The 25,799-nt window shown below is 64.3% G+C and carries 23 protein-coding genes; 11 read left to right on the forward strand and 12 right to left on the reverse strand.

Annotated features, from left to right (window positions below; genetic code table 11):
* Positions 1-69 precede the first annotated feature (69 nt).
* From purF to ACMDCM_RS04680, 6 genes are all read right to left on the reverse strand, one after another.
* Complete coding sequence (gene purF / locus ACMDCM_RS04655; RefSeq protein WP_412772475.1) at positions 70-1,584, reverse strand: amidophosphoribosyltransferase; 1,515 nt, start codon at positions 1,582-1,584, stop codon at positions 70-72.
* A gap of 28 nt (positions 1,585-1,612) precedes the next feature.
* Complete coding sequence (locus tag ACMDCM_RS04660) at positions 1,613-2,242, reverse strand: CvpA family protein (RefSeq protein WP_412772476.1); 630 nt, start codon at positions 2,240-2,242, stop codon at positions 1,613-1,615.
* A gap of 168 nt (positions 2,243-2,410) precedes the next feature.
* Positions 2,411-3,862 (reverse strand): DNA repair protein RadA, encoded by a 1,452-nt coding sequence (gene radA, locus ACMDCM_RS04665; protein ID WP_412772477.1) that lies wholly within the window; start codon positions 3,860-3,862, stop codon positions 2,411-2,413.
* 28 nt (positions 3,863-3,890) lie between these two features.
* Entirely contained in the window at positions 3,891-5,078 is a 1,188-nt protein-coding gene (gene alr, locus ACMDCM_RS04670; protein ID WP_412772478.1) for an alanine racemase, read from the reverse strand.
* 75 nt (positions 5,079-5,153) lie between these two features.
* Positions 5,154-6,680, reverse strand: coding sequence for a replicative DNA helicase (locus ACMDCM_RS04675; RefSeq protein ID WP_412772479.1), 1,527 nt, complete (start codon positions 6,678-6,680; stop codon positions 5,154-5,156).
* A 176-nt stretch (positions 6,681-6,856) separates the two neighbouring features.
* Positions 6,857-8,107: a class I SAM-dependent methyltransferase gene (locus ACMDCM_RS04680; protein WP_412772480.1), complete on the reverse strand. Its 1,251-nt coding sequence runs from the start codon at positions 8,105-8,107 to the stop codon at positions 6,857-6,859.
* 240 nt (positions 8,108-8,347) lie between these two features.
* On the opposite strand from ACMDCM_RS04680, the gene ACMDCM_RS04685 reads away from it, so the two are divergent.
* Positions 8,348-9,478, forward strand: a complete 1,131-nt coding sequence (locus tag ACMDCM_RS04685) for a hypothetical protein (protein ID WP_412772481.1) — start codon at positions 8,348-8,350, stop codon at positions 9,476-9,478.
* An 89-nt stretch (positions 9,479-9,567) separates the two neighbouring features.
* On the opposite strand, the gene dprA is transcribed toward ACMDCM_RS04685, so the two are convergent.
* The gene (dprA, locus tag ACMDCM_RS04690) at positions 9,568-10,686 is read right to left on the reverse strand and encodes a DNA-processing protein DprA (protein WP_412772482.1); all 1,119 of its coding nucleotides are present in this window, start codon (positions 10,684-10,686) and stop codon (positions 9,568-9,570) included.
* Between the two features lie 227 nt (positions 10,687-10,913).
* Between dprA and ACMDCM_RS04695 the strand changes: the two genes are divergently transcribed.
* Positions 10,914-11,105 (forward strand): hypothetical protein, encoded by a 192-nt coding sequence (locus ACMDCM_RS04695; protein ID WP_412772483.1) that lies wholly within the window; start codon positions 10,914-10,916, stop codon positions 11,103-11,105.
* Between the two features lie 34 nt (positions 11,106-11,139).
* Here the strand turns inward: ACMDCM_RS04695 and plsY are convergent, their stop codons facing one another.
* The 3 genes from plsY to ACMDCM_RS04710 all read right to left on the reverse strand — a co-directional run bounded on the left by plsY (position 11,140) and on the right by ACMDCM_RS04710 (position 14,455).
* The gene (gene plsY / locus ACMDCM_RS04700) at positions 11,140-11,730 is read right to left on the reverse strand and encodes a glycerol-3-phosphate 1-O-acyltransferase PlsY (RefSeq protein WP_412772484.1); all 591 of its coding nucleotides are present in this window, start codon (positions 11,728-11,730) and stop codon (positions 11,140-11,142) included.
* 331 nt (positions 11,731-12,061) lie between these two features.
* On the reverse strand, positions 12,062-13,363 hold the full coding sequence (locus ACMDCM_RS04705; RefSeq protein WP_412772485.1) for a dihydroorotase: 1,302 nt from the start codon (positions 13,361-13,363) through the stop codon (positions 12,062-12,064).
* Between the two features lie 138 nt (positions 13,364-13,501).
* Complete coding sequence (locus ACMDCM_RS04710; RefSeq protein ID WP_412772486.1) at positions 13,502-14,455, reverse strand: aspartate carbamoyltransferase catalytic subunit; 954 nt, start codon at positions 14,453-14,455, stop codon at positions 13,502-13,504.
* A 164-nt stretch (positions 14,456-14,619) separates the two neighbouring features.
* On the opposite strand from ACMDCM_RS04710, the gene ACMDCM_RS04715 reads away from it, so the two are divergent.
* On the forward strand, positions 14,620-16,263 hold the full coding sequence (locus tag ACMDCM_RS04715) for an acyl-CoA dehydrogenase family protein (RefSeq protein WP_412772487.1): 1,644 nt from the start codon (positions 14,620-14,622) through the stop codon (positions 16,261-16,263).
* Between the two features lie 73 nt (positions 16,264-16,336).
* On the forward strand, positions 16,337-17,125 hold the full coding sequence (locus tag ACMDCM_RS04720) for a CPBP family intramembrane glutamic endopeptidase (protein WP_412772488.1): 789 nt from the start codon (positions 16,337-16,339) through the stop codon (positions 17,123-17,125).
* A gap of 28 nt (positions 17,126-17,153) precedes the next feature.
* Here ACMDCM_RS04720 and ruvX read toward each other — a convergent pair whose 3' ends face one another.
* Positions 17,154-17,645, reverse strand: a complete 492-nt coding sequence (gene ruvX, locus ACMDCM_RS04725; RefSeq protein WP_412772489.1) for a Holliday junction resolvase RuvX — start codon at positions 17,643-17,645, stop codon at positions 17,154-17,156.
* Between the two features lie 211 nt (positions 17,646-17,856).
* Between ruvX and gatC the strand changes: the two genes are divergently transcribed.
* The 6 genes from gatC to gatB all read left to right on the forward strand — a co-directional run bounded on the left by gatC (position 17,857) and on the right by gatB (position 23,247).
* Positions 17,857-18,144 (forward strand): Asp-tRNA(Asn)/Glu-tRNA(Gln) amidotransferase subunit GatC, encoded by a 288-nt coding sequence (gene gatC / locus ACMDCM_RS04730; RefSeq protein ID WP_412772490.1) that lies wholly within the window; start codon positions 17,857-17,859, stop codon positions 18,142-18,144.
* 14 nt (positions 18,145-18,158) lie between these two features.
* Positions 18,159-18,365, forward strand: coding sequence for a hypothetical protein (locus ACMDCM_RS04735; RefSeq protein WP_412772491.1), 207 nt, complete (start codon positions 18,159-18,161; stop codon positions 18,363-18,365).
* A complete protein-coding gene (gene gatA, locus ACMDCM_RS04740; RefSeq protein WP_412772492.1) occupies positions 18,362-19,837 on the forward strand; it encodes an Asp-tRNA(Asn)/Glu-tRNA(Gln) amidotransferase subunit GatA in 1,476 nt (491 codons plus the stop codon). Before ACMDCM_RS04735 ends, gatA begins: the two co-directional genes overlap by 4 nt.
* Positions 19,828-20,136 carry a hypothetical protein gene (locus tag ACMDCM_RS04745; RefSeq protein ID WP_412772493.1) on the forward strand — a complete coding sequence of 103 codons (309 nt, stop codon included), beginning with the start codon at positions 19,828-19,830 and terminating at the stop codon, positions 20,134-20,136. The genes gatA and ACMDCM_RS04745 overlap by 10 nt, the downstream gene beginning before the upstream one ends.
* Positions 20,137-20,315: 179 nt before the next feature.
* The gene (locus tag ACMDCM_RS04750) at positions 20,316-21,695 is read left to right on the forward strand and encodes a patatin-like phospholipase family protein (protein ID WP_412772494.1); all 1,380 of its coding nucleotides are present in this window, start codon (positions 20,316-20,318) and stop codon (positions 21,693-21,695) included.
* A gap of 67 nt (positions 21,696-21,762) precedes the next feature.
* On the forward strand, positions 21,763-23,247 hold the full coding sequence (gene gatB, locus ACMDCM_RS04755) for an Asp-tRNA(Asn)/Glu-tRNA(Gln) amidotransferase subunit GatB (RefSeq protein WP_412772495.1): 1,485 nt from the start codon (positions 21,763-21,765) through the stop codon (positions 23,245-23,247).
* A gap of 1,350 nt (positions 23,248-24,597) precedes the next feature.
* On the opposite strand, the gene ACMDCM_RS04760 is transcribed toward gatB, so the two are convergent.
* A complete protein-coding gene (locus tag ACMDCM_RS04760; protein WP_412772496.1) occupies positions 24,598-24,963 on the reverse strand; it encodes a hypothetical protein in 366 nt (121 codons plus the stop codon).
* Positions 24,964-25,513: 550 nt separating this feature from the next.
* On the opposite strand from ACMDCM_RS04760, the gene ACMDCM_RS04765 reads away from it, so the two are divergent.
* The gene (locus ACMDCM_RS04765) at positions 25,514-25,780 is read left to right on the forward strand and encodes a hypothetical protein (RefSeq protein WP_412772497.1); all 267 of its coding nucleotides are present in this window, start codon (positions 25,514-25,516) and stop codon (positions 25,778-25,780) included.
* Positions 25,781-25,799: the final 19 nt, after the last annotated feature.

Genomic DNA, 25,799 nt, shown 5'->3' on the forward strand with positions numbered 1-25,799 from the left:
ACCCGCGCATCCATCAGGCTCCGCATATTTTGAAGATGGATCACCGGTCAAGCCCGGTGATGACGAATGTCAGCTCGCTTCCGCGAGCAACGACAACTGATGCGGCGGCGGTTCGACGTCGGTATGGTCGGTGAGGGTGGTCGGATAGGCGCCGGTGAAGCAGTGGTCGGAATATTTCGGGTTCGCGGCGTCGCGTCCCGGCTCGCCCATGGCGCGGTACATGCCGTCGATGGAGAGGAAGGCCAGCGAATCCGCGCCGATGATGTCGCGCATCTGCTCGAGGCTGTGGGTCGCGGCCAGCAGACTGCTGCGGTCCGGCAGGTCGATGCCATAGTAATCCGGATGGATGATCGGCGGCGAGGCGAGGCGGAAGTGCACCTCCGTGGCGCCGGCGTCGCGCATCATGCGCACGATCTTCTTCGAGGTGGTGCCGCGCACCAGCGAGTCGTCGATCAGGACGATGCGTTTGCCCGCGATCGCGGCGCGGTTGGCCGAATGCTTCATGCGCACGCCGAGTTCGCGGACGCTTTGAGCCGGCTGGATGAAGGTGCGGCCCACATAATGGTTTCTGATGATTCCGAGTTCGTACGGCACGCCGGAGAACTGGCTGTAGCCGAGGGCGGCAGGCACGCCGGAATCGGGCACCGGCACCACGACGTCGACCTCGGCATGACTCTCGCGGGCCAGTTGCGCGCCGAACGCCTTGCGCACTTCGTAGACCGAGCGGCCGCCGACGATCGAATCCGGTCGGGAGAAGTAGATGTATTCGAAGATACAGGGCCGTGGCGGCATCGGTGGAAAGGGTTTGTGGATTTCGGTCTGGATGGTCCCGCCCTTGCGGTCGAACACGATGACTTCGCCGGGTTCGATGTCGCGGACGTACTTCGCGCCGATGATGTCGAGCGCGCAGGTTTCCGAGGCGAGGATCGGGCAGCCGTCGAGGTCGCCGAGAACCAGCGGGCGAATGCCGCGCGGGTCGCGCGCGCCGACCAGCTTCTTGTTGGTCAGCGAAACCAATGCGTAGGCGCCCTCGAGAGCTCGTAGCGCCTCGATGTAGCGCTCGATGAAACGGCCGCGCCGGGACTGCGCGACCAGATGCAGGATCGCCTCGGTGTCGGTGGTCGATTGCATCAGGGCGCCGTGGCCCACCAATGCGCGGCGCAGCGTCAGTCCGTTGGTGAGGTTGCCGTTATGGGCGACCGCGAATCCGCCGGCATTCAGTTCGGCGAACAGCGGCTGCACGTTGCGCAAGATGGTGCCGCCCGTGGTGGAGTAGCGGGTGTGACCGATGGCCGCGCTGCCGGGAAGACGTTCGATCACCGCGCGGCGGGAGAAGGTGTCGCCGACGAGACCGAGACGGCGTTCGGAGTGGAAGCGGTGGCCGTCGAAGGTGACGATGCCGGCGGCCTCCTGGCCGCGATGCTGGAGGGCGTGAAGCCCGAGCGCGGTGATGGCGGCGGCGTCGGGGTGACCGAAGATGCCGAACACGCCGCATTCCTCGCGGAGGGTGTCGCCGTCGAGGTCGAAATCCGGGGCGGGATCCGGTTCGGGCGCGTCGCTGGAAGGGCTCTGCTGACAGTCCATTGCGCCTCGCTTCGTCACGGGACACCCATTAGCGTTCAGCCGGTTTGCCGTCGATCAGCTTTTTCAGGCCGTCTCGGGCAGGCTTGGAATAGCCGTCGGAGCCAGGAGAAACAGGTTCCGCGTCCGTTTGATCCGCGTCGGGCTTATTCTTCTTGAGCTTGTTTAAGATGGTGTTCTCAGGATCGTCAGGCAAGAGCGACTGCAGCCAGGCGCCGGTGGAATTGAGCACCGTGAGCGACTTCGCGCCCGTGACCCAGTCCGGCCGCTGCTTGTCCGGAACCAGCCAGGTAAAGAACAGAAAGGCAACCACAACGATCAGCAGGCCCCGCGCCAGCCCGAACAGGAAACCCAAGGTACGGTCGAGCGCGCCGATCCGGGAATCGAGGACCATGTCGGAGATGCGCGTCGTGATGATCGAAGTCACGATCAGGGTGACGATGAAAACGCCGCCGATCACGGCCGCAGCCGCGAGGGTCTCGTTGCTGATATAGGTTTTGGCGAAGGGCAGAAGCTTCTGGAACGAGTAGAGCGTGGCCAGCGCGGCTATGCCCCATGAGGCGATCGACAGGATTTCGCGCATGAAACCGCGGATCATCGCCAGCAGACCCGAAATCAGCATCACGGCGAGCAGAACGAGGTCGAGGATGGTTATCGGCATCGGCTGGTCAGGTCCGCTCGTAAATTCCAGAAACCGAATCGGCGTCTCACGGCCGGTCCAGCCTGACGGTCATGTCTCACGTCCCGCAAGGACCTTTCGCGCAACATATCGTCGGCCTTGCGACCGCGCCGAAGGTATAGCGGCGGCTGCCCGCGAGGTCACGCCGCTTTAGCCGTCCTGACGACGGAATCGGGCCGGTGTGGCATTTTTCTCCGGATCGGGAGCCTTGCCGGGGCGGCCTTGTCCGCGCGCTGCAATCTCCGCCACCAGCGTCGTCAATCCGGCGACTGTATTGAGCGTCAGGCCGGTATCGCCGCCGATGTCGCCGCGGGCCGATTCGGGAAGCACGGCGCGGCCGAATCCGAGCTTCGCTGCTTCCTTTAGCCGCGCCGAGGTCTGCGCCACCGGCCTGACCGCGCCGGACAGCGAAATTTCCCCGAAATAGACGGCGTCGGTGGGCAGTTGCGCATTTGTCAGCGAGGATACCAGCGCAGCCGCTGCGGCGAGATCGGCGGCCGGCTCATTGATGCGCAGGCCGCCCGCGACATTGAAATAAACGTCGTAACCCGACAGCCTGACCCCGCAATGGGCTTCGAGCACCGCCAGCACCATGGACAGCCGGTTCGAATCCCAGCCGACCACGGCCCGCCGCGGCGTGCCGAGCGATGTCGGCGCCACCAAGGCCTGCAATTCCACCAGCACCGGCCGCGTGCCCTCGATGCCCGCAAATACCGCGGTGCCGGGGCTACCGAGATCGCGTTCCGACAGGAACAGTTCGGACGGATTGGACACCTCGCGCAAGCCGAGCCCGGTCATCTCGAAGACGCCGATCTCGTCGGTGGGACCGAAGCGATTCTTCACGGCGCGCAGGATGCGGAACTGCTGCGAGCCTTCGCCTTCGAACGACAGCACGGCGTCGACCATGTGCTCGACCACCCGGGGGCCGGCGATCTGGCCGTCCTTGGTGACGTGCCCGACCAGGATCAGCGCCGCCCCGGATGTCTTGGCGAAGCGGATCAGCGCCTGCGCCGAGGCGCGCACCTGCGTCACGGTTCCCGGAGCGGACTCCACCGTGTCGGTCCACATGGTCTGGATCGAGTCGATCACCACCAGCCGCGGCACCGCGCCTTCGGACAGGGTGGCGACGATATCCTCGACCGAGGTTTCCGCTGCAAGCTGCACCGGCGCGTCGGCAAGCCCGAGCCGTTCGGCGCGCAACCGCACCTGCGCAACCGCTTCCTCACCTGAGATATAGACCGCGCGATGGCCGGCGCGGGCCAGCAGGCTGGTCGCCTGCGTGAGCAGCGTCGATTTGCCGATGCCGGGATCGCCCCCGACCAGCAGCACCGAGCCGCGCACGAATCCGCCGCCGGTGACACGGTCGAGTTCGGCCATGCCGGAAGAAAGGCGCGGCGCGTCCTGCGTCTTGCCCGCCAGCGTTTCCAGCGTGAACAACCGGCTCTTGCGCCTGGAGCGGATGCCGGCCGGCATCGTCGTCGCGCCCGTGGTGTCCTCTTCGGCGAGCGTATTCCATTCGCCGCAAGCGTCGCACTTGCCCTGCCAGCGGTTATACGCCGCGCCGCAATTCTGGCAGACGAAGGAGAGGGCGGACTTTGCCATTTTCAGCGATCGCATTCGACGCAAGTATTCACGACCCGGCTGGTCCGCCCTTGTAGATTCGATTGTAGCGGTCGCCGAGACTCGTCAGCACTTCGTAACCGATGGTGCCGAAATGGTGCGCAAGCTCGTCCACGGTGATGCTTTCGCCGATCAGCGTCGCGAGATCGCCGCGACGGACCACCGCGCGGGACGGCAGGTCGGTGATGTCGACCGCCATCAGGTCCATGGAAATGCGGCCCGCCACCGGACAGCGCTTGCCGGCGATCACGACGTCGGCGCCGCGGGTGCCGTCGTTGCTGCCGCCGGCGCGGAAATAGCCGTCGGCATATCCTGCCGCAACAATGGCGAGTCGGGTCTCCCGCCGCGCGGTCCAGGTCGCGCCGTAGCCGACGCTTTCACCCTTGCCGATCGTCCGGGTCTGCACGATCCGCGCTTTCAACTCGACCACCGGCTGCATCGGATTCTCGGATTCCGGCGTGGGGTTGACGCCGTAGAGCGCAGCCCCCGGCCGCACCAGGTCGAAGGGATATTGCGGCCCGAGGAAGATGCCGGACGAGTTCGCGAGCGAGGCCGGAACGCCGGAGAAGCGACTGGCGATCTCGCGGAACGCCGCGACCTGTCTGGCATTGAGCGGATGATGGAGGGCTTCGGCGCAGGCGAGGTGGCTCATCACCAGCGTGATGCCGTGATCGCCGGCATCGATTCTCGGGATGAGCGCTTGCGCTTCGTCGAGGGTGAGGCCGAGGCGGTTCATGCCGGTGTCGATGTGGATGGCCGCGCCGCCCGCCCAGCCGGTGCGGCGGCAGAACGCGTCCCATTCCGCGAGTTCGTTGAGGTCGCCGATCACAGGCCGGCAATTGATCGCGGCGAAGGCTTCGCTGCAATTCTGGAAGAGGCCGTCCAGCACATAGAGGTCGGCGGAGGGAGCGGCAGAGCGGACGACGCGCGCCTCGCCGAGCGTGGCGACAAAAAGCGTTTTACATCCGGCCGCGCCGAGCGCGCGCACTACGGGTCCGGCTCCGCAGCCATAGGCATCGGCCTTGACGACGGCGGCGCATTCGGCGGGCACGGCGGTCTTTTCGAGCTTGCGCCAGTTGGCGACGATGGCGTCGAGGTCGACGGTGAGGGTGCCGATCGCTGCGGCGGCCGTAACAGCCGTGTCGGCGTCGGTCGGCGCGCCGGCGGACGTCGTTTTAGAATCAGGCATGAGATTCATGCCGCATGCTACGCTCGGCTGCACGGTGGTTCAACCGCGCGGGCGACGTCCTTGGACCGGCCGTAAGTCAGCTTGCTAAATACGCTCGGGCAGGTGGCTGATTCCGTCGGAAGCGGAAAGGCCGATAGATACGCCCTCGTGCGCGAGGTCGCTGAAGCGGGTGAACTGCCCCTCGAATTGCAACTCGACGGTGCCGGTCGGACCGTGGCGCTGCTTGCCGATGATGACTTCGGCCTTGCCGTGCACAAGCGACATATCGAGCTGCCACTTCTCGTATTCGGGCGTGCCCGGCCGAGGCTCCTTGTTCTGGAGGTAATATTCCTCGCGGAACACGAACATCACGACGTCGGCGTCCTGTTCGATCGAGCCGGATTCGCGCAGGTCGGCGAGCTGCGGGCGCTTGTCGTCGCGGTTTTCGACCTGGCGCGACAGTTGCGACAGCGCGATGATCGGAACGTTCAGCTCCTTCGCCAGCGCCTTCAGGCTGGTGGTGATCTCGGTGACTTCCTGCACCCGGTTGTCGCTGCGCCTGCCGCTGCCCAGCAGGAGCTGGATGTAGTCGACGATCAGCACGTCGAGTCCCTTCTGGCGCTTCAGGCGGCGGGCGCGCGCCGTCAGTTGCGAAATCGACAGGCCGCCGGTCTCGTCGACGTAGAGCGGCAGGTGCTCCAGTTCGATGGTATGGTCGCGGATCTTCTCGAAATCGCTTTCGGTGATGCCGCCGCGGCGGATATTGCTGGAGGCGATGCTGGTCTGCTCGGCGAGAATGCGCGTCGCCAGTTGCTCCGCCGACATTTCGCAGGAGAAGAAACCGACGATGCCGCCGTTGACGGTCTTCATCGTGCCGTCGGGCTGAAGCTCCGACTCATGAGCCTTGGCGATGTTGTAGGCGATGTTGGTCGCGAGCGCGGTCTTGCCCATGCCGGGCCGGCCGGCGACGATGATCAGGTCGGACTGCTGCAATCCGCCCATTTTCGAGTCGAGATCGCGCAGCCCCGTGGCGATGCCGGAGAGTTTCCCGTCGCGTCGGTAGGCGTTGGCCGCCATATCGAGCGCGACCTTCATCGCCTGCGAGAATTTCTGGAAGCCGCCGTCGTAGCGGCCTGATTCGGCCAGTTCGTAGAGGCGGCGCTCGGCGTCCTCGATCTGCGCCCGCGGCGCGAGATCGACCGGCGCGTCGTAGGCGACGTTGACCATGTCCTCGCCGATGTGAATCAGGTCGCGGCGCAGCGCCATCTCATAGATGGTGCGTCCGTAATGGAGCGCGTTGATGATCGTGGTGGCCTCCGCCGCAAGACGGGCGAGGTACTGGCTCACGGTCATTCCGCCGATGTCGGTCTCGGCGGGAACGAAGGTTTTGACGGTGACGGGGGTTGCGACCTTGCCGGCGCGAATCAGGCTGCCCGCGGTCTCATAGATGGTCTGGTGGATAGGCTCGAAGAAGTGCTTCGGCTCGAGGAAATCCGACACCCTGTAGAATGCGTCGTTGTTGACCAGAATGGCGCCGAGAAGACCGCGCTCCGCCTCGATGTTATGCGGTGCGGTGCGGTAGGCCGGCGTTGCCGCATCGGGCGCAAGCTTCAGGATGTTCGAATCAGCCATGGCTTTCGGAGTGTGACGGATTTTTCGAGTATGGGGCACGCATAAAGCGCCATTCGGGACGGCGGAAGCATGCCGGGCCCCTTATGCCCGATTCTCACATCATCTCGAATGAAACTTGAGTCGAAAGCGACTCGAACTTGACGGTAACGGGCGACCGAACGGCCGCACGAATCGACTCACTCGCCCGCGATCTGAAGCCGCGGACGCTGTTTTCGTTCGAGACCGCGGAGCCTGACTTCGCCGCGCGGGATATAGTCGCGCGTCATCGGCACGATGCCCTGACGCTTCGTGATCTGGATCTGGAAATTCATCAGGTTCTGCTTTCGGAACGACATTTCCGAAGACGCCAGATAGAACTCCCACATCCGCGCGAACCGCTCGTCGTAAAGCCGCACGACCTCCTCGCGTCGCGCCATGAAGCGCTCGCGCCACGCTTTCAGCGTTTCCGCGTAATGCAGGCGCAGGATTTCGATGTCGCAGACCAGGAGCCCCGCGCGCTCGATCGCCGGCAGGACCTCCGACAGCGCGGGGATATATCCGCCCGGGAAGATGTACTTCGCGATCCAGGGATTGGTGATGCCCGGACCTTCGGAACGGCCGATCGAATGCAGCAGCATCACGCCGTCGGCGTCCAGCAGTTCGGCGCAGTGCCTGAAGAAGGTATCGTAATGGTCGACGCCGACGTGCTCGAACATGCCGACCGACACGATGCGGTCGAACGGTCCGGGAACGTCGCGGTAGTCCTGGAGCAGGAATTTCGCCGACCGCGTCAGGTTTATTTCGCCGGCGCGGGCTTTCGACACCTGAAGCTGTTCGGTCGACAGCGTGACGCCGGTGACGTGGGCGCCGGTCATTTCCGCAAGATAAAGGCTGAGGCCGCCCCAGCCCGAGCCGATATCGAGGACATCGTGACCGCGCTCGACCAGAAGCTTGGCGGCGATATGCCGCTTCTTTGCAAGCTGCGCGTCGTCCAGCGTCATGTCCGGAGTTTCGAAATATGCGCAACTGTATTGTTTGTCGGCGTCGAGAAACAGCGAGTAAAGCCGGCCGTCGAGGTCGTAATGGCGCGCGACGTTGTTTTTGGAGCGCCCGCGAGGGTTGAATTGCTGGATATTGCGGACGAGATAGCGGAGCCACCATTGCAGCCTTGCCCAGCGCGGCATGATGTCGGGCTGGTCGAGGACGATCGCCAGGACGTCGGCGATCGATCCGCACTCGACCCGCAATGTGCCGTCCGTAAAGGCTTCGCCGAGGGACATTTCGGGATCGAGCAGAAGCTGGCGCGCGGCTTCCTTCGTGATCAGATGAACCCGGACCGGTTCGCCCGTGCCGTCGCCGCAGGTGAAGGTCGTGCCGCTTGCGGTTACGAATGTAATCGACCCGCGCTGAACGAACTGGCCCAGAAAAAACCGCAACAAACGGTCCATCGAAACCACCATCATCACGAGGACATGTCAGCTACCGTAACGTAACTATGGGCTGTCACCCGAGTTCCATTCAGATAATAATATTGCGGAAACCGCTCCACCAATGCGCGGACCGCAGGGCGGCTATCCGGAATCGTGATCACGCGGTTGCGTTAATCTGCGCGCTTCCATTCGCAATACAATGAGCTAAAAGGTGGACCCGCCGCAGCCGCGGCGGTTTCCGCACCATTGGAGGATGGAATGTTGAGCCGAGCGCTCAGTCTGGCGACGGCGATGCTCGTGATCGTCGGTTTCGCGACGGATCGCGTACGCGCGCAAAATCTCGATGCGGGAAAGTCGGCTGCGCAGATTTTTTCAGGGAGCTGCGCCGCTTGCCACAAAGGGGCCCGCGGGTTGCTCAGGACCGTTGCGCCGGGATCGCTGCCGGGTTTCCTGCGCCAGCACTATACGACCGGTCCCGACATGGCCAGGATGCTCAGCGCCTATTTGATTTCCAACGGGGCGTCTGACGAGCGCTACAGAGCCGAGACGCCCAGGCGGCATCCGGGTGATCTTAAATCGGAACAGGCCGAGCGACGGGGCGGGAAGCCGCTGTCCCGGGAGGCGACGCCGCAGGAAGCCGGCGCCTCCGCGCAGGAAGAGCCGCATGGCCGCAGGGGCCGACATGGCAGACGCGCCGCAAGACCGGGGACCGAGAATTCGGAGGCCACACGGCCGGCTTCGGAGGAGGCTGCTGCACACGAGCACGGCAGGCGCAAACACGGAGACAGGAAGAAGCTGAGCAGAGAGAACAAGGGAGAGACAGAGAAGGCGACGCCCAAGGCCGAAGTCCCCACGACGGCGGTCCCCAAGAAGGAAACCTCCAAGGCAGGAACCTCCAAGGAGGAAATTTCCAAGGAACAAGCAGCCGAGGACAAAGCCGGCAAGGAGCAAGCGGTCAAGACCGATGCGGTCAAGCCGGATGCGTCGAGTCCTGCTGCGACCAAATCCGAAAGCGACAAGACCGAGGTCGGCAAAGCCGGAGCGAATAAGCCCGAGGCAGACAAATCCGAAGCAGCCAGGCCCAAGATGGACAAATCTGAAACAGACGCGTCCGAAAACAGCAAACCGGCTGCCGAGGCTCCTGGCGAACCGAAGACCCCTGGCGAACCGAAAACGGTCCCGCTGCGTGCCGATCCCGTTCCGGCGGTGACGCCGGCTCCGAAGGTTGGCGAGGGCGACTCGAAGCCGTCGACCGAAACCTCCACGCCGTCGCCGGTTCCTCCCGCCAGTTCTGCGGCCGCGCCGCCGGCAGAGCCGGTCTCACCGCCGGCGGGTTCCGCCGCCTCATCCGCGGCTCCAGCCGCTGACGGACCGCGGGTGCCGAAATAAGCCGATCGATCGCGGTGAGAAGTCCCTCCACGAGATTTCACGGGGAGAGGCGGGAATCGTCGGCGCGATCGTCTGAACCGGTAGCCGGGTCAGATCATCGACACCAGCCCGCCGCCATGGCGCTCCAGCCGCCCGGCCAGTTCCAGTTCGAGCAGAACGGTGCGCACGATCGCCGGCGAGGCATCCGCCATCCGGATCAGATCGTCGAGCCCGATCGGCGTGGGGCCAAGCAAACTGACGATGCGCGCGCGGTCGCTCGCGGCGGGCTCTTCCGTCTCCGGGACGCCTTGATCCGGTTCCCCCGCGGGCATTTCGATCGGCCGTCTCATGATCGGCCGAACCGCATTGATGACGTCGGATGCCTCGGTGATCAGCGTCGCGCCCTGCTTGATGAGATCGTTGGTGCCGGCCGCGCGAGGATCCAGCGGCGAACCCGGCACGGCGAACACCTCGCGGCCTTGCTCGGCGGCGATGCGGGCCGTGATCAGCGAGCCCGAGCGATGCGCCGCCTCGACCACGACAACGCCGAGCGCGACGCCGGAGATCAGACGGTTGCGCCGCGGGAAATCGCGGGCGCGCGGCACATGTCCCATCGGCATTTCCGAAATCGCGCCGCCGTCTTCCAGGACCACGGCAAGCAGATCCTCGTGCTCGGACGGATAGATGCGATCATGGCCGCCGGCGAGCACGGCGACAGTGCCGCTCGCCAGGCTCGCGCGATGCGCCGCCTGATCGATGCCGCGGGCCAATCCCGACACGATCACGAAACCGGCCTCGCCGAGATCGCGCGCCAGCGTTTGCGCGAACTTGTGGCCGGCGCCGGATGCATTGCGTGAGCCGACGATCGCAATCATCGCACGCTCCATGACATCGAGGTTGCCGCGCACGCCAAGCAGCGGCGGTGCGTCGTCGATGGTTGCCAGATGTGGCGGATAGCCGGCTTCGCCTGGAGCCAGCAAACTGACGCCGATCCGCCCGGCGGCGGCCAGCTCGTCTCGTGCCTCGGCTTCGCCGCAAAGCCGGCCCGGACGTGACGCGCCGCCGCGACGCGCCAGATCGGGCAGGCGGTTCAGCGCCTCGCGGGCGCTGCCGAAATGATTCACAAGCGAGCGAAAGGTCCGCGGCCCGACGTTTTCGGAGCGGATCAGCCGCAGCCAGTCGATCCGCTGCGCTTCGGTCAGCCGTTTAGCTGAATTCTGGATATCCATGCCTGCCCCTCCCCGAAGGCGAGGAACTTTGCCCAAGTCGGCGCAGGGGACAACCTCGGATTCGGCTGGTCATGACGCTCGCGCACAGCGCGTGCTTGCGGCTCGCTTCCGCCTGCGCGGACGGCGTCAGTCAGGCAATGTAACCTCTGTCACGGTCGCGGCCCGGCGCTCGGGGTATTCCTGTCGTGATGGTGGCGGAAACGGTCCGCCTGACGATGGAGACCATCATGGACAACGACGTTCGCGAACTCAGCCTCGAGGAAATCGGCACCGTCAGCGGCGGCATGAAATACGACCACAACTATGTGAGCAAGAACGTGATCGACGCCCGCGGCGGCTACCTTACGGTGTGGGGTGTCACGATGACCTTCGACATCAATGGCAATTGCAGTAGTATCGGTCCCGCCGGCCCCACGTGATCCTCAACTCCGAGCATCAAGCAGCTACGCTACGCTACGCTTTTGCGCCGATTTTGCCTTCGCTGCCAATGAGAAGACGCCGGATATTCTCGCGGTGCGTGAGCCACAACAGCAGCGTCAGCACTGCAAACAGCAGCGCGAGCTGCGGGTGTCCGAGCCACCATAACAGCAGCGGCGTGGCGAGACTGGCGGTCAGCGCCGACAGCGACGAGTAGCGCGTCGTAAACGCGACGAGCAGCCAGATCGCGCAGAACGCGAGCGCCGCCGGCCAGAACAGGCCGAGCAGCACGCCGATATAGGTGGCGACTCCCTTGCCGCCGCGGAATTTGAGCCACGCCGGAAAAAGATGACCAAGAAAAGCTCCCATCGCCGCGGCCATCGCGGCTCCCGGTCCGGATACAAGTGATGCGATGACGACCGCCACCGTACCCTTTATCATGTCGCCCAGAAGCGTTGCCGCCGCGAGGCCCTTGCGTCCGGTCCGCAGCACATTGGTCGCGCCGATATTGCCCGAGCCGATCGAACGCAGGTCCTGCGTGCCCGCGATCTTAGTCAGGATCATTCCGAATGGAATCGAGCCGAGCAGATAGCCGAAAGCAAAGGCAATCAGGCCATTGGGAAACATCGCAAGAAGCTCCGGGCGTCAATGCCGCAGATGTAAACCATAGATCGGCCCGGTCGCGCCACGGCAGATATTCAGATCGTCCAGATTGTCGACATGCGAATGTATCCGGTTGTGCTGGCAGTGATTTTCGTGGTTGCCGCTCCGAAAGCCTGTCGTTTCCGGTGAAGTCGGAAGTTGGAATTCCATGGTTTTGATTTTAGAGCGTTTTCGAGCGAAGTGGCTACCGGTTCGCGTCAAGAAAACGCGTCGAAACAAAAACATAGAGCCCCGCGCCTGATTCCATCAGAAGCGGAAAGGCTCGATATTCCAGACCGCTCGCGAGGCCACGACGTCAGACGTGTTCGAAAACGGTGCGTCCGCCGACGATGGTGCGGACGACCCGGCCGGTGAACCGGGATTCGTCGAACGGCGTGTTCTTGCATTGCGATTTGAGATCGGCGGGATCGAGGATCCACGGGACATCCGGATCGATCACGATGACATCGGCGGGCGAGCCCGGGCGCAACGATCCGCCCGGCAGGCCGAGCAACTCGGCCGGCCGCGTCGACATCGCGCGGATCAGCGTCTTGAAATCCAGTTCCGCGTTGTGCACGAGCCGCAACGCCGCCGTCAGCATGGTTTCCAGCCCGATCGCACCGGCCGCGGCTTCCGCGAACGGCAGCCGCTTGGTCTCGACGTCCTGCGGATTGTGATCGGACATCACGACGTCGATCAGGCCCGACGCCAGCGCCGCGACCAGCGTGCGGCGGTCGTCCTCGCTACGCAGCGGCGGCGACAGCTTCAGAAACGTGCGGTACGGACCGATATCGTTTTCATTCAGCGTCAGATGATTGATCGACGCGGATGCGGTGACCGGGAGCCCGGCGTCGCGCGCACGCGTGAGGATATCGAGCGATTCCGCGCAGGTCAGCGACGCCGCGTGGTAGCGTCCGCCGGTCAGCGCCACGAGCCGCATGTCGCGCTCCAGTACGATCGCCTCCGCGGCTGCCGGAATGCCCATCAACCCGAGGCGGGCGGAGAACTCGCCTTCGTTCATGACCCCTTCGCCGACCAGATGGGCATCCTCGGTGTGGTGGACGATCAGGGCGTCGAAGTCGCGGGCATAGGTCAGGGCGCGGCGCATGACCTGGGCGTTCATCACGCTGCGCGCGCCATCGGTAAAGGCGACCGCGCCTGCCGCCTTCAGCAGGCCGATCTCGGTCATTTCCTTGCCCGCAAGCCCCTTGGTCAGCGCCGCCATCGGATGAATGTTGACGATCGCGGTATCGCGTGCGCGACGAAGCACGAAATCGACGGTCGCGGAATTGTCGATCACCGGCGAGGTATCGGGCTGGCAGACGATGGTGGTGATGCCGCCGGCGGCGGCGGCGCGGCTCGCGGACGCAAAGGTTTCGCGATGGCCGGCGCCTGGTTCGCCGACGAAAGCGCGCATGTCGATCAGACCCGGCGCGACGATCTTGCCGGCGCAGTTGATGATGTCGGTGCCTTCGGGCACTCCGGCGGCGCCGATGCCGCGCCGCGCATCGCGAACGACGCCATCGGAAATCAGCACGTCGCCGGGGACGTCGAGGTCGCGCGCGGGATCGACGATGCGGGCGTTGGCGAGCAGGACGGGGCGGCGGCCGTTCAGCATGGTGTCACAGGTCCGTCGTCATTCCGGGGCGCGAGTGCAACGAAGCGAACCCGGAAGCCGGATGGGAGGGTTACCGCTGCGGCCGGATTCCGGGTTACGGCCTTTGGCCGTCCCCGGAATGACGGAAAAGTTGCAGCCTCACGCATTCGGCAGGTTCCTCGCCAGCGCTTCGAGCACCGCCATCCGCACCGCCACTCCCATTTCCACCTGTTCGCGGATCAGCGACTGGGCTCCGTCGGCCACGATGGAGTCGATCTCGACGCCGCGATTCATCGGCCCCGGATGCATGACCAGCGCGTCCGGCTTTGCATAAGCGAGCTTTTTCTGGTCCAACCCGAAGTAGTGGAAATACTCGGAACTCGACGGCACGAACGAGCCGCTCATCCGTTCGCGTTGCAGGCGGAGCATCATTACGATATCGGCGCCGTCCAGTCCCTCGCGCATGTCGCGGGCGACCTCGACGCCCATGCGCTCGATGCCCGGCGGCAGCAGCGTGGAGGGCGCAACGACGCGCACCCGCGCGCCCATGGCGTTGAGCAGGATGATGTTGGAGCGCGCGACGCGCGAATGCAGCACGTCGCCGCAGATCGCGACCAGAAGTCCCTCGAGCCGCCCCTTGTTGCGGCGGATGGTCAGCGCATCGAGCAGCGCCTGGGTCGGATGTTCGTGGGCGCCGTCGCCGGCGTTGATGACGGAGCCGTCGACCTTGCGCGCCAGCAGTTCCACCGCGCCGGAGGCGGAATGGCGCATCACCAGGATGTCCGGATGCATGGCGTTGAGCGTCATCGCGGTGTCGACCAGCGTCTCTCCCTTGCGGGTCGACATCGACGACACCGACATGTTCATGACGTCGGCCCCGAGTCGCTTGCCCGCGATTTCGAAAGAGGACTGGGTTCGGGTCGAGGCTTCGAAGAACAGGTTGATCTGGGTGCGGCCGCGCAGCGAGGTGCGTTTCTTGTCGATCTGGCGGTTCAGTTCGACGTATTCTTCGGAAAGGTCGAGCAAGCCGGTGATGTCGGCGACGGAAAGGCCCTCGATGCCCAGCAAATGCCGGTGTCCGAGGACAAAGCTCGATTTCGGAGACGATGTCATTAAAGCCAGAGCTATAGGCAGAGTTTCCGGGCGGAGCAAGGTCGAATAGCGCTCCGGCGAGTTTTCCCCCGGTGATGCTCGCTCGAGGTAAACATAAAGGGCCGTGATAACGCGCCTGTTCCGGCGTAAGGTTGGATGGCCCCGGCGCTCGCGGAGGTTGATGCATGACACAGGCCTCTTTCAGAACGCACGAGGTGCTCAACCAGTCGCCGCCGTTCGAGGATATCGACCTGTTCACGCTGGATCGTCCGCTCACCGAGGCGGTGGCTGCGAACGGCGGAAAGGCTGTGGCGGTCGAACTGTCCGGATTCGGCAGGCACTGGGGATCGGCGGCGATGGCGGCGCGCGGTCGTCTCGCCAACGAGAATCCGCCGAAACTGCGGATGTTCGATGCGCGCGGCAACCGGCGCGACGAGGTCGAATTCCATCCGGCCTATCACGACCTGATGGCCCACAGCGCCCGTGCGGGACTCCATAATTCCACATGGACCGTCGATGGCAAGCCGGCGGGCAGCGCCGCGGAAGTGGCTCGCGCCGCAAAATTCTACATGGCCGCGCAAGTCGAGACCGGGCATCTCTGCCCGATCACCATGACCCGCGCCTCGGTGGCGGCGCTCGCTGCGCAGCCGGACGTGCTGGCGAAGGCAATGCCCGTGATCGCGACCCGGGCCTACGATCCGTCGTTTGCTCCATGGTGGAGCAAGCGCGGCATGACGCTTGGCATGGGCATGACCGAGAAGCAGGGCGGCACCGACGTGCGCACCAACCAGACCCGCGCCGTGCGCGACGGTGACGCGTATCGCATCACCGGCCACAAATGGTTCATGTCGGCGCCGATGTGCGATGCGTTCCTCGTGCTGGCGCAGGCCGACGGCGGGCTGACGTGCTTTTTCATGCCGCGCTTCCGGCCCGACGGCTCGGTCAACGCGATCCATTTGCAACGGCTGAAGGACAAACTCGGCAACCGCTCCAATGCCTCGGCCGAGGTGGAGTTCACCGAAGCCTATGCCGAACGCGTCGGCGAGGAGGGCAAGGGCATCCGCACCATCATCCAGATGGTGCAGCTCACGCGGCAGGATTGCGCCATCGCCTCGGTGGGCCTGATGCGCTCGGGACTGGCGCATGCGTTGCACCACGCCCGCCATCGCAGCGTGTTCCAGAAACATCTCGTCGATCAGCCGCTGATGCAAGCGGTGCTGTCAGACATGGCGCTGCATGTGGAAGCCTCGGTGGCATTGGTGATGCGGCTGTGTCGCGCTTTCGACGAAGCCCCGGCGGACGCCAAGGCGGTCGCGTGGATGCGGCTTCTGACGCCGGCGGTGAAGTACTGGATCTGCAAAAGCGCGCCGGGTTTCCTGTATGAAGCGATGGAGTGCCTCGGCGGTAACGGCTATGTCGAGGAGGGCATTCTGGCGCGGCACTACCGCGAAGCGCCGGTCAACGCGATCTGGGAAGGCTCCGGCAATGTGATGTGCCTCGACGTGCTGCGCGCACTCGGGCGCGAGTCGGAGGCGGCAACGGCCGTGCTCGAAGAGTTCGTGGCGGACACCAAGGGTCTGCCCGGAGCCGCGGAAGCGGTGGCATTCCTGGCCAAGACTTTTCGCCGGCCCGATGGCGAGCGGGCGGCGCGGCAGGCGGTGGAGACGCTCGCGCAACTCGCCGCGGCCGCCGCGCTCAACAGGACCGCGCCGGCGCAGGCGGCGCTGTTCGCGGCGACGCGCCTTGGCGGCGGTCACGGGCGGATGTTCGGGACGGCCGAATTGTCTGCCGCACAGAGCCGCGATCTGCTTGAGCGGGCGCTGCCGTGAGCGCCGGCAACGATTCAGAAAGGGTATGGGGCGTCATGTGGCATAAGGCCGGGCACGACGAAAGGAAAGGTCGATGAGTTCTGCCGAAGCGCCCTTGTATCCCGCTGTGGTGCCGCCGCCGCTGCCTCGGCAACCGCGTCCGCCGCAAGCCTGGAAATTCATCGGCACCAGCCTGTGGGGCCTCGTGGTATTTGCCGCGATGTTTGCCGGACAGCTTTCGGTCCTCGCTTATTTCGTGCTGATCGATCCCGCGCCGTTCGGTTTCGACAAGATCACGGAGCACGCCGGAAACGGCCTGACGGTCGCCCTGTCGGTCGTGATGGGATTGCCCGCCGCCTTGTTGGCGCTCTGGATCGCGATCCGGAAGTCGCGGGTGCCGTTTGGCGAATATCTGGCGCTGCGCTGGATGTCTTGGCGATATCTGCTCCTTGGTATCGTCGCCCTGGTCGTGCTCGTGATGGGATGGGAGGGGATATCCAACGCGGTTGGGCATGAAAGTTCGGCCGCCTTCATGGCAGAAGTGATGAAGTCGGCGCAGGCCGAGGGCGCGCTGTGGCTCCTGGTCGTCTCGTTTTGCGTGGTGGCGCCGATCACCGAGGAGTTGCTGACGCGCGGATTCCTTTATCGCGGATGGTCGGAGACCGCTCTGAGGCCCGCCGGCGCCATCGTTCTGTCGTCGCTGGTGTGGACAGCGATGCACCTGCAATACGACTGGTTTTTCTTCGGCGAGGTATTCTCGATCGGCCTGCTGTTTGGCTACCTGCGCTATCGCAGCGGCTCGATCTGGCTGACCGTGATCCTGCATGGCCTCAACAACCTCGCGGCCACGCTGCAGACGCTGTGGCTCGCCGGCCACTCATGACGCCGGCGCGATCCGCGCTGCCGCGCCTTCAGTCCGATCCGGAGGACCGCCGCTGCGCCGCGAGCCGGTCGAGCGCTCCCTGCAAGATGAAGATCGCGGCATGTTCGTCGATGACCCGGGCACGCTTCGCGCGGCTCATGTCCATTCCGATCAGTTCGCGCTCCACCGCGACCGTGGAGAGCCGTTCGTCCCACAACCCGATGGCGGGACCGATGAGTTTCGCCAGGTTGCGCGCGAACGCGCGGGTCGACTGCGCGCGCGGCCCTTCGCTGCCGTCCATGTTGATCGGCAGGCCGAGCACGAAACCGGCGGCGCTCCGCTCGCCCGCAATCGCGAGCAGCCGCGAAGCATCCGCCGTAAACGTGGTGCGCTGTATGGTCTCGACGCCGGTGGCGAGGCGGCGATCCGGATCGGACACCGCGACGCCGATGGTTTTGGTGCCGAGGTCGAGGCCGACCAGCGCGCCGCGTTGCGGCCAGTGCGAGGCGGCTTCGATCAATGGCAGGACGGGGGCGGGCATCGCCTCGCATAACATGCGCGCGACGCATGGCAAAACGGCGCGCCGGCGGAGGACGCGTCGAGGCGTTTGAGCCCATCGCAGGTTGCAGGAGAGACAGCGCGCGGTTGCGGCGCGAAAGCCGGTTCTGCTATACGGCGGAAGCCTTGTCGGGCGGTTCGAGCGCGGCGAGGCTCTGTACTCTATATTATATAATGTTGGGGCTCCGTGTATCATGTCTGTCGATGCCGCCACCGTTCGCCGTATCGGGCATCTCGCGCGGATCGCGATCGGCGAGACGGAAGTTACCGCGCTTCAGGACGAACTGAATGCGATCCTCGCGTTCGTCGAGCAATTGCAGGAGGTGAACGTCGACGGCGTCGAGCCGATGACGTCGGTGATCCCGATAGAAATGAAAAAGCGAGCCGACGTGGTGAATGACGGCGAGATCGCCGACAAGATCGTCGCCAACGCGCCGGTGACGGATGACCATTTCTTTCTGGTGCCCAAGGTCGTCGAATAACAGGTTGTGAGCCCATGTGTCTGCTGTGCGGCGATGAAAAGGCCTATCGGGCCTATATGGACTATCTCGACGCCATGGAGCGCCGGGGCGAGACCGCCGATCCCGACAAGGCGATCGACGCCATTCTCGACCGGATTCAGGCGGACGATAAAATCCGGGCCGCCGATCCCCGGAACGACAGGACACTGTCTGTCTTCACGTGCAGCCGGGTCGATCGATGACGGATCTGACCTCGCTGACGCTCGCCGAGGCCCGTGACGGTCTCGCCGGCAAATCGTTTACGGCGATTGAGTTGACCGACGCGCATCTGGCGGCGATGGAGCGGGGGCGCGCGCTCAATGCCTATGTGCTGGAGACGCCGGAGCGGGCGAGGGCGATGGCGCGCGAGGCCGACGCGCGGATTGGCAAAGGCGAGGGCGGCCCGCTCAACGGCATTCCGCTCGGCGTCAAGGACCTGTTCGCGACCGAAGGCACGCGGACCACGGCGTGTTCGCAAATCCTCGACGATTTCAAGCCGCCTTACGAATCCACCGTAACGTCGCAGCTCTGGCGCGACGGCGCGGTGATGCTCGGAAAACTCAATAACGACGAATTCGCGATGGGCTCGTCGAACGAGACCTCGCGCTTCGGCCCCGTGGTCAATCCGTGGCGGCGGCAGGGGTCCGATGCGAAGTTGGTCCCCGGCGGTTCGTCGGGCGGGTCGGCCTCGGCGGTGGCGGCCGGACTGTGTCTGGGCGCGACCGCGACCGACACCGGCGGTTCGATCCGCCAGCCCGCCGCCTTCACCGGCACCGTGGGCATCAAGCCGACCTACGGACGCTGCTCGCGCTGGGGCATCGTCGCGTTTGCATCGTCGCTCGATCAGGCCGGGCCGATCGCGCGCACCGTGCGCGACGCCGCCATTTTGATGCGCTCGATGGCCGGCCACGACCCGAAGGACACGACGTCGGTCGATCGCGAAGTTCCCGACTATGAAGCCGCGGTCGGCAGATCCGTGAAAGGAATGAAGATCGGCCTTCCCAGGGAATATCGGCTCGACGGCATGCCCGCGGAGATCGAGAGGCTGTGGACGCAGGGCGCCGAGTGGCTGAAAGCCGCGGGCGCCGAACTGGTCGAGGTCTCGCTGCCGCATACGAAATACGCGCTGCCCGCTTATTACATCGTGGCGCCCGCCGAGGCGTCGTCGAACCTCGCGCGTTACGATGGCGTTCGTTACGGCGCCCGCGTCGACGGCCGCAATCTTGTCGAAATGTATGAGAATACGCGCGCGAAGGGCTTTGGCGCGGAGGTCCGCCGTCGTATCATGATCGGCACCTATGTCTTGTCCGCAGGTTACTACGACGCCTATTACCTTCGTGCGCAAAAGGTCCGCACCTTGATCAAGAAGGATTTCGAGGACTGCTATGCGGCCGGCGTCGACGCGATCCTGACACCCGCGACGCCATCCGCGGCCTTCGGCATCGGCGAGAAGGCCGGCGCCGATCCGATCGAGATGTATCTGAACGACATCTTCACCGTGACGGCGAACATGGCCGGCCTGCCGGGCATTGCCGTGCCTGCGGGCAAGGATGCGCAAGGGCTTCCGCTTGGGCTACAGGTGATCGGCCGTCCGTTCGATGAAGAGACGCTCTTTTCGCTCGGCGAGGTCGTCGAGCAGGCGGCGGGGCGCTTTACGCCGGAGGTGTGGTGGTGACGCCGGATGCTTTCAAGGCCAGCCTGACCAACGCGGAGCCGCCGCAGGGCGTTTCGGCGTCGCTCGCCGCGTTGTGGTGGGCCGCGAACGGCGACTGGAACAAGGCGCACGTCCTTGTGCAGTCGCAGGTCGGCGCGGAGGCGGCCTGGGTGCACGCCTATCTGCATCGGCTCGGCGGGCGCGAGATCGGCAACGCCGCCTACTGGTATCGCCGCGCCGACAAGCCGTTTGCGAAAGGCTCGTCCGAGGAGGAGTGGAACCAGATCGTCGCGGAATTGCTGGGCGGTGCGGGCGGCTAGAGCGTTTTCGGGCGAAGTGGCTACCGGTTCGCGTCAAGAAAACGCGTCAAATCAAAAATATAGAGCCCGCTTCTGATTCCATCAGAAGCGGAAAGGCTCTAACTTCGCGCAGAGTCCGGTCTGGCAGCACTTTTAGCGATGCTCATCTTTGGCGGCATCGGCGGGGCAATTGCATAACCATGCGTTCGGCATTCGCTATCATCGGACTGTGCGCGTTGCTGCTGGGTTGCGCGTCGATCCAGAATGCGCCGGTCAACCAGCCGGGCAGCAGCGCCAGTCTCGCGGGTCAGCTTCACGAAAACTTCGAGGAGCGCGCCGCGACCGACGACGATCTGGTCGGGCTGTCGTTTTCGGGCGGCGGCACGCGCGCGGCGGCGTTTTCCTTCGGGGTTCTGGAAGAACTGGCGCAGATTCCGGCACGCGGCGGCGGCGCATCGATGCTGGACCGCATCGACTTCATTTCCGGCGTTTCGGGCGGATCGGTTACCGCGGCGTATTTCGGGTTGCGCAAGCGCGCGGCGCTGGCCGACTTCCGCGAAAAGTTTCTGCTGCGCAATGCGGAGGAGGGGCTTCAGACCGACCTCAATCTTGCTACCCTCGGAAAGGCGTTCGCCGGCGGCATCAATGACTCAAGCGGCTTGCCGCGCTGGCTCGACGCCAACCTGTTTCATGGCGCGACCTTCGCCGACCTTCGCAAGACGGTGCGCCCGCGGGTGTGGATCAACGCCTCCGACATCTACAATCGCACGCCCTTTGTTTTCGGCGTGACCGCGTTCAGCGCGATGTGCAGCGATCTCGCGTCCTATCCGCTGGCGAATGCGGTAGCCGCCTCGGCCGCGGTGCCCGTCGCCTTCGCGCCGGTGGTGATCCAGACCTTTCCGGGGCGTTGCAAGGATCCGCTGCCGGCCTGGATCGTGAAAGCGCGCGATAACCGCAACGCGCCGCCGATGCTGAGCGCGTTTGCAAAAGCGGTCAGCCGCTATCACGATGGTGAAATTCCCTACATCAAGTTGCTCGACGGCGGCCTGGTCGACAACTATGGCTTGTCCGGCTTCACCATCGCGCGGCTGTCGGCGAGCACGCCCTATGGACCGCTATCGCCCGATCAGGCCGTCAAGATACGGCGCGCACTGTTTCTGGTGATTGACGCGAAGACCGGCGTTTCCGGCAACTGGATCAATACCGTGGAAGGCCCGAGCGGCGTCGACCTGGTCAAGGCGGCCGCGGACACCGCGATCGATGCCAGCGTCGGCGCAGGCTACACCGCCTTCGAGCGAACCATGGGCGACTGGCAGACAGCGCTGATCCACTGGCGTTGCGGCCTGTCGGCGGCCGACCGCGCTCGTTACGGCGCGCGTCCGGGCTGGAATTGCCGCGATCTGAAATTGTTCGTCGGGAGGATCGGCTTCGATCAACTCGATCCTGCGCGCGCCGCCCGCCTGGAGGCCGTTCCGACCCGCTTTCATCTGCCGCCGCAACAGGTCGACGACGTGATCGCCGCCGGGCGCGACGCCTTGCGGGCGAGCCCGGCATTCCGCGCGTTTGCCGGCAGCATGTAAGCGGGCGCGTGTAGCATGCACAAAGACGGGGGTTTTCCCGTCGCAATCCCCGAGGTAAAAACCGCGCATGAACGCACCCGTCAAACCGTCGAACCTGATCAAGGGCGCCACCGGCGAATGGGAGATCGTGATCGGGCTCGAAGTCCATGCCCAGGTCACTTCCAACGCAAAGTTGTTCTCCGGTGCCTCGACCGCCTTCGGCGGCGACCCCAACAGCCATGTCTCGCTGGTCGATGCGGCCATGCCTGGCATGCTGCCGGTCATCAACGAGGAGTGCGTCCGGCAGGCGGTGCGGACCGGACTGGGGTTGAATGCGCGGATCAATTTGCGCTCGGTGTTCGACCGCAAGAACTATTTCTATCCCGACCTGCCGCAGGGCTATCAGATCAGCCAATACAAGTCGCCGATCGTCGGCGAAGGCGAGGTCGTGGTCGATCTGGCGGACGGCGGAAGCATCGCGGTCGGGATCGAGCGGCTGCACCTCGAACAGGACGCCGGCAAGTCGCTGCACGACCAGCATGCCGGCATGAGCGCGATCGATCTGAACCGTTCGGGCGTTGCGCTGATGGAAATCGTCTCCAAGCCCGATATGCGTTCGTCGGAACAGGCCAGGGCCTATGTGACGAAACTGCGGACGATCCTGCGCTATCTCGGCACCTGTGACGGCGACATGGAGAAGGGCAGCCTGCGCGCCGACGTCAACGTCTCGGTGCGCCGGCCCGGCGAACCCTTCGGCACCCGCTGCGAGATCAAGAACGTCAATTCCATCCGCTTCATCGGTCAGGCGATCGAACATGAGGCGCGGCGCCAGATCGGCATCCTCGAGGACGGCGGCAGCATCGACCAGGAAACCCGGCTGTTCGATCCCGACAAGGGCGAGACCCGCGCGATGCGCTCCAAGGAAGAGGCGCACGACTACCGCTATTTCCCGGACCCCGACCTGCTGCCGCTGGAATTCTCGCAAGGCTTCGTCGAGGCGCTGAAGGCCGACCTGCCGGAATTGCCCGATCAGAAGAAGACGCGCTTCATCGGCGACTTCGGCCTGACGCCATATGACGCCGCCGTGCTGGTCGGCGAGCATGAGAGCGCCGACTTCTACGAGGCGGTGCTGGCCGGGCTTGGGAATGCGCGCCGCGACGGAAAGCTGGCTGCCAACTGGGTGATCAACGAACTGTTCGGGCGACTCAACAAGGAGAGCCGGGGCATCGCTGCGTCGCCGGTCTCGGCATCGCAGCTCGCCGCTGTCGTGGACCTGATCGGCGAGGGGACCATTTCCGGCAAGATCGCCAAGGATCTGTTCGAGATCCTCTGGACCGAGGGCGGCGATCCGCGGACGCTGGTCGAAGCGCGCGGGATGAAGCAGGTTACCGACGTGGGCGCGATCGAGAAGGCAGTCGATGACATCGTCTTCGCCAATCCGGACAAGGCCGCTCAGGTTCGCGACAAGCCGCAGATGATCGGCTGGTTCGTCGGTCAGGTGATGAAGGCGTCCGGCGGCAAGGCCAATCCGCAAACCGTGAACGATCTGCTCAAGGCGAAGCTCGGTCTGTAACGGTCTTAGGCGGCGGCCAACCAGCGCTTCAACTCCGTTTGCGCCTGCATTCTACGAGGTCTGTCGGCATCGGCGCGGTGGGTGCTTGCGCGGGCGGTCCGGCGTTACCGGGTTGTCCGGACGGGCACCTTGCGGAACGCGAAAAAGATATCAGCCAGCGCCACGCTTCGTCGTTGCGTTGAAACGACAGTCGCGCATGCGTGTGCTGGAAGCTCCGTCGCCGCTCGGCAGTGGGGACGCGATAGCCGGACCGTTTTCTGCGAATCGGATTTTCGCGATTCGCAGAAAGCGGATATTCACCGGCGCCGAACCGTGACTTCCAAATCCATCATGAAAATATTTTTATTGCCAAAAGCTGCGACTCGGAGTCCGCAGCAGTAGCTCGGTTCACCGGCACAGCGACTCGACGTATGCGCGTGACGCACCTGCCGCTCATTCCAGACATGCAGAATGTCGCTGCGGCGCAGCCACTTTATGAAATCTTGACAGTCTCCGGCGCAGGTTTTTCACTGCTTGCTTGCCTCGCCAACCGGCGAATCCGCGCTTCGTCGCGAAACGTGCCGCGGTCTCACCCGCATGTTGCATCAACACTTCCTTAAGCGGGACACTGTTTTTTTCAATGTGTTGGTGTATTCGAAGGATGTGCATTTCGATTCCCGAGTGCACGAAAGCGACTAAGCCATCTCACTAACCCTGGAGGGCAACATGGCCAAGAAGGCGAAGAAGGCAAAGGCGAAGAAGGCAAAGAAGGCGAAGAGCGCGGTGAAGAAGACTGCGAAGAAGACCCGCAAGGTCGCCAAGAAGAAGAAGTAAGCTCGCGTTATGGAATCGCCGGCAGCTTGATGCCGGCGACGTCGCAAGAGCCGAAGAGAGTTTGTTTTCCAAGAGCAGATTTTCAATCCAGGCTCCGGTCGACGAGAGAGGGTGTCGGCGAGACATCAGGTCAAACGGTCGGATCGTCGGTTGCGAAATTCCCGTGACAACCGGTCCGAAGGAAGATCCCGGTTCCATAGGGGGTCTTCGTTCGATGCGGACGTCAATGTCCGCAATCATCAGCGGCCTCGGCTGCGGTGAGAGTTGGTCCTGACGTGTTCACCGACGCCCTCGTCCTGCCGCCGGCGTGGCTCAGCCCCGGTGTTGCTGTTTCCCCATCTTTTGAATCGCTGCCGTCGTTGCCGTGACCGCGGTTTTCACGACGTTGCCAGAGCATTTTCGCTCCTGATGGAATCAGAAGCGGGCTCTATGATTTTGATTTGACGCGTTTTCTTGACGCGAACCGGCATCCGCTTCGCTCGAAAACGCTCTAGGATCATCTGGGCATGGTCAACGCCCGTGACGGGCCCAGCCGCCTCAAGCCGTCACGTAGACGAGGAGCACGACAAAGCCGCTGATCGCGAGCGTGGCGTGAATGCCGATCAGCGTGCCCGAGAGCCGCCGCTTGCGAAGGCGCGCTGAAAAGAGGACAGAGCCGACGACGGCTGCCAGCGCGATCAGCACGGCTGCAATCATGCCGAACGAGCCGGCCCCCTGATCGAGCCCGCGAGGCGGCCCACGCAAGGCGAGACCGAGACAGCCGAGACCGCCGATGGCCACCAGTCCGTGCAATGCCGCCAGCCGCCAGGACGGCGCTGCAGCGCCTTCAGGCATATACATAACCGCAAGCACAGAGCCCAGCAGCACGGCAATTCCGAGGATGGTGAAAGCGGTGATCAGCACTGGCTCAACCCCTTTTATAGTCTCGCCTCGATATATGATTCCTGAACGGCGCTTATCGCATGCCAGAAAAGCTATCAGAACCATCAAACTCGCAGATCAGGACATCTTCAGAAAGTGACCGCGGAATACCGCTTACGAAGGCGAAGCTCCAGATTATTGTTTTGATGCGCTTTCTTCACGCGGTATTCATCCTCGGGCCAAGCCCGGGGACATGCTTCGCTCAAAAACGCCATAGTTCTGCGCCTCTGCCGGATCGGGCACGATACCGGCTCCGGCGATGGTTAGCGGTTTGCCAAACACGACGGTAAACCGAATTCCGTGAAATCAGGAAAGCCCCCGTCGAACAAAGGCTTTTTCGATTCCGTGTGTTGCTCCCGCACGGAGCGTTCACCTTCGATTCATTGCGATGCTTAAACTGCTCTTCAAATTTTACCGCCATGGTCTGCGCGTCTGGACGGCACGCCGGCGAACGGCGGTCGGGACCAGCGGGGCGACGACAAGTGGATGGGGCCGCGCTCGGAGCAGGGCGGTTATAAAAAGGAACAGAGGGATGTTTCAGGGGCATATCGATCTCGACACGGCGGCGCCGGTGGATGCCGGCACCATTCAGGATATTCTGTTCGAGCGCGGCCTGTACTGGGCCAGCGGCCGGGCCGGTCTGGTCGACCTGGTGGCCGCGCATAAATGGTTCAACCTCGCGGCGGTCAAGGGCCACGCCGAAGCGATTGCGATGCGCCGGGAAGTCGCGGCGCTCATGTCCGAGGCCGAGATCGTCGCGGCGCAACGCGATGCGCGAGCCTGGATGACCGTGCATTGATCAGCCGCCGGAGCAACGT

The sequence above is a fragment of the Nitrobacter sp. genome (assembly GCF_047149785.1).
In the GTDB taxonomy this organism is placed as follows: domain Bacteria; phylum Pseudomonadota; class Alphaproteobacteria; order Rhizobiales; family Xanthobacteraceae; genus Nitrobacter.

Bases quoted from the DNA above. Each gene is read 5' to 3' on its own strand.
- gatA (WP_412772492.1), top strand. From the start codon at position 18,362: ATGACGGATCTGACCTCGCTGACGCTCGCCGAGGCCCGTGACGGTCTC.
- purF (WP_412772475.1), bottom strand. From the start codon at position 1,584: ATGGACTGTCAGCAGAGCCCTTCCAGCGACGCGCCCGAACCGGATCCC.
- ACMDCM_RS04705 (WP_412772485.1), bottom strand. From the start codon at position 13,363: ATGCTGAACGGCCGCCGCCCCGTCCTGCTCGCCAACGCCCGCATCGTC.
- ACMDCM_RS04695 (WP_412772483.1), top strand. From the start codon at position 10,914: ATGGACAACGACGTTCGCGAACTCAGCCTCGAGGAAATCGGCACCGTC.
- ACMDCM_RS04675 (WP_412772479.1), bottom strand. From the start codon at position 6,680: ATGGCTGATTCGAACATCCTGAAGCTTGCGCCCGATGCGGCAACGCCG.
- ACMDCM_RS04710 (WP_412772486.1), bottom strand. From the start codon at position 14,455: ATGACATCGTCTCCGAAATCGAGCTTTGTCCTCGGACACCGGCATTTG.
- ACMDCM_RS04750 (WP_412772494.1), top strand. From the start codon at position 20,316: ATGCGTTCGGCATTCGCTATCATCGGACTGTGCGCGTTGCTGCTGGGT.
- plsY (WP_412772484.1), bottom strand. From the start codon at position 11,730: ATGTTTCCCAATGGCCTGATTGCCTTTGCTTTCGGCTATCTGCTCGGC.
- ruvX (WP_412772489.1), bottom strand. From the start codon at position 17,645: ATGCCCGCCCCCGTCCTGCCATTGATCGAAGCCGCCTCGCACTGGCCG.
- radA (WP_412772477.1), bottom strand. From the start codon at position 3,862: ATGGCAAAGTCCGCCCTCTCCTTCGTCTGCCAGAATTGCGGCGCGGCG.
- ACMDCM_RS04680 (WP_412772480.1), bottom strand. From the start codon at position 8,107: ATGGACCGTTTGTTGCGGTTTTTTCTGGGCCAGTTCGTTCAGCGCGGG.
- ACMDCM_RS04660 (WP_412772476.1), bottom strand. From the start codon at position 2,242: ATGCCGATAACCATCCTCGACCTCGTTCTGCTCGCCGTGATGCTGATT.
- ACMDCM_RS04765 (WP_412772497.1), top strand. From the start codon at position 25,514: ATGTTTCAGGGGCATATCGATCTCGACACGGCGGCGCCGGTGGATGCC.
- ACMDCM_RS04685 (WP_412772481.1), top strand. From the start codon at position 8,348: ATGTTGAGCCGAGCGCTCAGTCTGGCGACGGCGATGCTCGTGATCGTC.
- gatB (WP_412772495.1), top strand. From the start codon at position 21,763: ATGAACGCACCCGTCAAACCGTCGAACCTGATCAAGGGCGCCACCGGC.
- ACMDCM_RS04720 (WP_412772488.1), top strand. From the start codon at position 16,337: ATGAGTTCTGCCGAAGCGCCCTTGTATCCCGCTGTGGTGCCGCCGCCG.
- ACMDCM_RS04735 (WP_412772491.1), top strand. From the start codon at position 18,159: ATGTGTCTGCTGTGCGGCGATGAAAAGGCCTATCGGGCCTATATGGAC.
- ACMDCM_RS04715 (WP_412772487.1), top strand. From the start codon at position 14,620: ATGACACAGGCCTCTTTCAGAACGCACGAGGTGCTCAACCAGTCGCCG.
- dprA (WP_412772482.1), bottom strand. From the start codon at position 10,686: ATGGATATCCAGAATTCAGCTAAACGGCTGACCGAAGCGCAGCGGATC.
- alr (WP_412772478.1), bottom strand. From the start codon at position 5,078: ATGAATCTCATGCCTGATTCTAAAACGACGTCCGCCGGCGCGCCGACC.
- gatC (WP_412772490.1), top strand. From the start codon at position 17,857: ATGTCTGTCGATGCCGCCACCGTTCGCCGTATCGGGCATCTCGCGCGG.